We start from the raw sequence: 5465 nt of genomic DNA, 5'->3' as shown, positions 1-5465 counted from the left end.
GGCGGGCCGGGGGCCGAGGCAGTGCGTCACCGATCGCGCCGAGGGCTCACCCGGGCTTGCGGGCGATGACGACCCCGTTGGCGGCCGGGGCGTCGAACCGGCGTATCTCGACCTCGGCGAAGCCCGTCTCCAACAGCCACTCCCGGTACTCCGCCCCGGTGTAGTTCCGGCCGAAGGTCTCCACGAGCATCGACAGGCTCATCAAGGTGGCGTCGAGCGGCCCGTCCTTGGTGTCGGCGACCAGCAGTTCGCTGATCAGCAGACGGCCGCCGGGAGCCAGCGCGTCGTAGCAGCTCCGCAGGATCTTCCGGCACTGGTCGACGTCCCAGTCGTGCAGGATCATGGAGAGCAGCACCGCGTCCTGACCGGTGGGCAGCGGGTCGGAGAAGAAGTCGCCGCCGGCGAAGGAGATCCGGTCGGCGAAGCCCGCCTGCTCGACCTTCTTCTGCGTCAGGTCGCAGACGAAGGGCAGGTCGAAGACGGTGGTGCGCAGCGACGGGTAGGCCCGGCTCAGCTCGATCGCGTAGGCGCCTCCGCCGCCGCCCACGTCCAGCAGAGAGAGGTCGCCCGAGAGGTCGACCGCCTGGGCCAGGGTCCGCGCGGTGGGCCGGGAGATCGCGCTCATGCCCTCCCAGAACGACTCCACGACCACGGGGTTCTCGTCGTCGAACAGTGAGTCGCGGCGCTCGCTGTCCCAGGCGGTCGGGCGGTTCGTCCGCAGCGCCTCGTCCAGGCGCAGCCAGCCCGGGTAGTCGTGACGGGAGACGATCTCCACCCAGCCGCCCGCGTAGTCCTCGCCGCCGCGCAGCAGGTAGCGGGTGGTCATGGGCGTGTTGCGGTATCCCTCGCCGTCACGCTGCAGCAGACCCAACGCCGCACAGGCGGTCACCAGTTGTTCGACGGGGCGTTCCTCCAGATCCAGCAGGCCGGCGAGTTCGGCCGGCGTCATGCCCGGTCGCGCGGCGAAACGGCCGAACAGATCGCGCTCATGGGCGGTCACGAGTGTCTGGGACACCCACAGGCCGTAGACCATGTTCATGATCGGCATGACCGATACAGGTTGTTCTTCCGTGGACGTCATCGTCACCTCTCGGATCGGCGCGGAGCGCGGAAAACGGGGGCCCGCCCGGCGGGGCGGGGTCGGACAGGGCGAGGGGGAGGGGCGGGAAGAAGTCAGACGGTGCGCTGGGCGACGTCCTGACTCCACTGGCGCGCCCTCTCGTTGGCGGCGCTCCGCGTGGCCTCCGACGGCACGATCGGGCTGCCCGCCCGGCGGCCGAAGAGGACGTCCATCGGCTCCTCGATGTCCCCGGCGTACCCCATGGCGAAGCAGCCCTGCTGGTAGCCGATCATCCTGAGGACGTCCTCGGAGAACGTCCGGGCGACCTCCGGCGGGGCGACGAGGTACTGGTTCTCCTCCTGCCGGACCCAGCCGGAGCAGTAGCTCGTGATCAGGCCCTGTCGCACCTGGTCCGAGCGGTTGGTCCCACCGCCGTGCACCACCTTGCCGTTGAAGACGAAGACCGATCCCTTGCGCATCTCGACGGGGAGGGTGTCCGCCTCCGTGATCTCCGAGGGGTCGATCGTGTCGCTGCCGGGCGCCACCCGGGTGGCGCCGTTCTCTTCGGTGAAGTCGGTGAGCGCCCAGAAGAACTGGCACATCACATGGTGGTCGGCCGCGAAGGGGAAGAAGTCCCAGACGAGTTCGTCCTTGTGGGGCTTCTGCGCCACCGAGCCCGGGTGGGCGCTGATGAGCTGGGTCTGCGACAGCTGGAACTCGGTGGAGGAAGCGAGCACTTCCCCCGCTATCGCCTTGATCAGCGGGTGCACGATCAGATCGCGGACGGCCGCCGAGCGGGCGACGGCGCTTCCCGTGCGCTTGGTCCGCTGGCCGGCGAATGCGTCCGGGCCGAACGGCGTGGCGTCGATATAGGGCGTCATCTCGCCCAGCAGGGCGTCCACCGTCTCGTGCGGAAGCACATCCTCGACAACGGCGTAGCCGTTCACACGCATGCTGTGCATGATGTCGTCGATTCGGGCGTCGCTGCTGAAACGATCGTTCGTCTGGGGCTTCATTCCCTGTCCCTCCTTGTCGGGATCGCTCTCCGGGTGCGATGGGGAAAAGAATTACCCGAGTCCGATTCCGCGACAACAAGGAGAGAGCGGCCGTCCTTTCGCCGGCCACGTCCGGCAGCGCCGGGACGACGAGGTGTCCGTGCTGGTCAGAGAGGTCCGACGGCGAGTTCGGAGCGCGTCGTCCGATCGCCTTCCGGGCAGCTGAATACGCCCCCGAGTCGTCACGGGACAGCCATTCATCCGTTTCGGTATGCCCCGAAGTACATTCCGCGCTGTCCCTGCGGGCGTATCGACACCGGACGCCCCGGTGGTCGAATCGCCGAGCAACGAAAAAAGCCGGAACCCGGTGCGGCGCATTGCGTCACCGGGCCCGGCCGACACGAGGAGACAGCCATCATGACCACGATCGACACCACGACGGCGAGCATCACCTTCGACGGGGAGAACCTCGGCCTCGACGACGTCCGCTCCGTCGCCGAGCAGCACACCCCTGTCACGGTGAGCCCCGAGGTGCTGGACAAGGCGGCGGCCAGCCGGAAGCAGTTCGAGGACATCGTCCGCCAGGGCGCGTCGGTGTACGGGGTGACCACCGGCTACGGCGAGATGATCTACATGCAGGTGGAGCCCTCCAAGGAGGTGGAGCTGCAGACGAACCTGATCCGCAGCCACAGCGCCGGCGTCGGCCCGCTGTTCGCCGAGGACGAGGCCCGCGCGATACTCGCCGCCCGGCTCAACGCCCTCGCGCGCGGCTACTCCGCGGTGCGGCCCGAGGTCCTGGAGCGGCTGGCCCTCTACCTCAACGAGGGCATCATCCCGGCGATCCCCGAGATCGGCTCGCTCGGCGCCAGTGGCGACCTCGCCACGCTGTCGCACATCGCCATCACCGTGATCGGCGAGGGGTACGTACTCCGCGACGGCGTCCGGGTCCCGACCGGCGAGGTGCTGCGCGAGCGGGGCATCGAGCCCCTGGAAATGCGCTTCAAGGAAGGCCTCGCGCTGATCAACGGCACCTCCGGGATGACCGGTCTGGGGTCGCTCGTGGTCGGCCGCGCCCTCGACCAGCTCCACCAGGCGGAGATCGTCTCCGCCCTGCTGCTGGAGGCCCTGAAGTGCTCCACCAGCCCGTTCCTCGCCGAGGGCCACGAACTGGCGCGCCCGCACCGGGGACAGATCGACTCGGCGGCCAACCTGCGCACCCTGCTCGCCGACAGCCGGCTGGCCGTGTCCCACGCCGAGATCCGCGGCGAGGTGGAGAGCAAGCGGTCGGGCGACGACGTGACCCGCACCGACGTCTACCTCCAGAAGGCGTACACGCTGCGGGCCATCCCCCAGGTGCTCGGCGCGGTGCGCGACACCCTGCGGCACGCGGCGAGCACGCTGGGCACGGAGCTCAACTCCGCCACCGACAACCCGCTGTTCTTCCCCGGTCAGGAAGTCTTCCACGGCGGCAACTACCACGGTCAGCCCGTCGCGTTCGCCATGGACTTCACCACGATCGCCCTCACCCAGCTCGGGGTGCTCTCCGAGCGCCAGACCAACCGGCTGCTCAACCGGCACCTGAACTACGGCCTCCCGGAGTTCCTCGTCGCCGGGGAGCCCGGTCTCAACAGCGGCTTCGCCGGCGCCCAGTACCCGGCCACCGCGCTGGTCGCGGAGAACCGGACCATCGCCCCGGCCAGCACCCAGAGCGTCCCGTCCAACGGCGACAACCAGGACATCGTCAGCATGGGCCTGATCGCCGCGCGGAACGCCCGGCGGGTGCTCTCCAACAACACCAAGATCCTCGCGGTGGAGTTCCTGGCGGCGGCCCAGGCCGTGGACCTGAACGACTGCTACGGAAAGCTCAGCACCGCCGGCAAGGCGGCGTACGACGCCGTGCGCGCCATCGCCCCGACCCTCGACCGCGACCGGTACATGTCGGACGAACTGGAGCTGGTGGCCGACGCGGTCGAGCGCGGCGAGTTCCTGCGCGCCGTCACCGCTGCCGGGATCACGCTGCGGTGAACCGGCCGCACCCGGCACCAGCACCCGAGTACGTATCAGCACCTCACGGCGGATGGGAGGAGGCAGGATGAAGACGGCGGAAGCGCTGGCGGTCCTGGACGCTCCGGTCGACGCGGACGTGGACCCGGACGACCTGGTCAGGGCGGCCATGCAGTGGCACTTCTCCCCGGAGACCGGCACGCCGTTCTGGCTGCGGCGGCGGGAGAGCCTGGACTTCGACCCGCGTCACGACATCCGCACGATGGCGGATCTGCTGCTGTTCCCGCAGGTCGTCGACGACCTGCGGTACGCCCCGGTGGAGGACCTGCTGCCCCGGGGCTACGGGGGGACCGCCGAGGTGATCGGGGTCTTCGAGAGCGGTGGCACCACCGGAATCCCCAAACGGGTGCTGTATCTGGCCGACTGGATGGAACGCGAGATGGCGAACGCCCTGCGCGCCATGGACGCGCGGGGCTATCCGCACGGGGCGAACTGGCTGTCGCTCGGCCCGAGCGGGCCGCACGACTACGCCGAACTCACCGGCCAGCACGCCCGCCGCCGGGGCGGCTTCCGCTTCGCCGTCGACTTCGACCCCCGCTGGGTACGCCGCTGTCTGCGGGAGGGGCGCGGCGAGGAGGCCGACCGGTACCTGGACCATGTGCTCGCCCAGGCGGCCGACGTGCTCCGCAGCCAGCGGACCGGGGCCCTCCAGGCGCCCCCGCCCGTACTGGAGCGGCTGGCGCGCGACGAGAGGCTGGTCGACCTCGTACGGGACCAGGTGGAGGTCATCACCTGGTGCGGGACGAGCATGGACCGGGACACCCGGGACCTGCTGCGGGGCGAGGTCTTCCCCGGGATCCCGCTGTTCGGGCTCTACGGCAGCACGATGGCGCTGGGAGCCGCCTTCGAGCGGGTGACCACCGAGGACGGCGACTCCGCGTTCGACTCGCCGTCGCCGCACGTCACCTACACGGTGGTCGACCCCGGGAGCGGCAAGCCGGCCGCCGTCGGGGAGACGGGCCAGGTCGTCATGCACCACGTCAGCAAGTCGGCCCTGCTGCCCAACAACCGCGAGCGCGACCTGGCCCGGCGGGTGACCGCGCCGCCGGACGCGGTCGGACACTCCGTGGCGGACGTCCGCCCGCTCGAAGCCTTCACCGGTGTTCCCGTCATCACGGGCGCTTACTGATGCGGGCCGCACCGGACGGGGCCCTCCCCTTCATCGACGCCCTCGTCCCCGCCGGCGCCTACCGCACCGGCCGGCGGGAGACGGTCCTGAGCGTGGCGGGGGAGCCGCTCGCGGAACTCTCGCTCGTACCGGGCCTGTACATCGCACGCACCCTGGACCGGCTGCGCCGGGAGCCGACCCCTTCGGCGGGCGAGCGGGGCCGGTCTCCGGCCCTGCT

General features: G+C 70.4%; 4 protein-coding genes and 1 pseudogene. 3 read left to right on the top strand and 2 right to left on the bottom strand.

Going from position 1 to position 5465, the window contains the following annotated elements:
• Positions 1 to 46: 46 nt before the first annotated feature.
• Positions 47 to 1081, bottom strand: a complete 1035-nt coding sequence (locus ACFWRV_RS36270; RefSeq protein WP_384340438.1) for a methyltransferase — start codon at positions 1079 to 1081, stop codon at positions 47 to 49.
• 92 nt (positions 1082 to 1173) lie between these two features.
• The gene (locus tag ACFWRV_RS36265) at positions 1174 to 2076 is read right to left on the bottom strand and encodes a phytanoyl-CoA dioxygenase family protein (protein WP_384340436.1); all 903 of its coding nucleotides are present in this window, start codon (positions 2074 to 2076) and stop codon (positions 1174 to 1176) included.
• Between the two features lie 396 nt (positions 2077 to 2472).
• Here ACFWRV_RS36265 and cmdF point away from each other — a divergent pair, with 396 nt between their 5' ends.
• From cmdF to ACFWRV_RS36250, 3 genes and pseudogenes are all read left to right on the top strand, one after another.
• On the top strand, positions 2473 to 4080 hold the full coding sequence (cmdF, locus tag ACFWRV_RS36260; RefSeq protein ID WP_384340434.1) for a tyrosine 2,3-aminomutase: 1608 nt from the start codon (positions 2473 to 2475) through the stop codon (positions 4078 to 4080).
• 67 nt (positions 4081 to 4147) lie between these two features.
• The gene (locus tag ACFWRV_RS36255) at positions 4148 to 5248 is read left to right on the top strand and encodes a phenazine antibiotic biosynthesis protein (RefSeq protein WP_384340432.1); all 1101 of its coding nucleotides are present in this window, start codon (positions 4148 to 4150) and stop codon (positions 5246 to 5248) included.
• Positions 5248 to 5465 (top strand): annotated as a pseudogene (locus ACFWRV_RS36250) (hypothetical protein); the annotation flags it as partial. The gene ACFWRV_RS36255 and the pseudogene ACFWRV_RS36250, both read left to right, overlap by 1 nt.

The sequence above is a fragment of the Streptomyces sp. NPDC058576 genome, from assembly GCF_042718715.1.
Lineage (GTDB): Bacteria > Actinomycetota > Actinomycetes > Streptomycetales > Streptomycetaceae > Streptomyces.
Note: the sequence above shows the minus strand (reverse complement) of the source record. Positions and strands in the feature narration are given on the sequence as shown.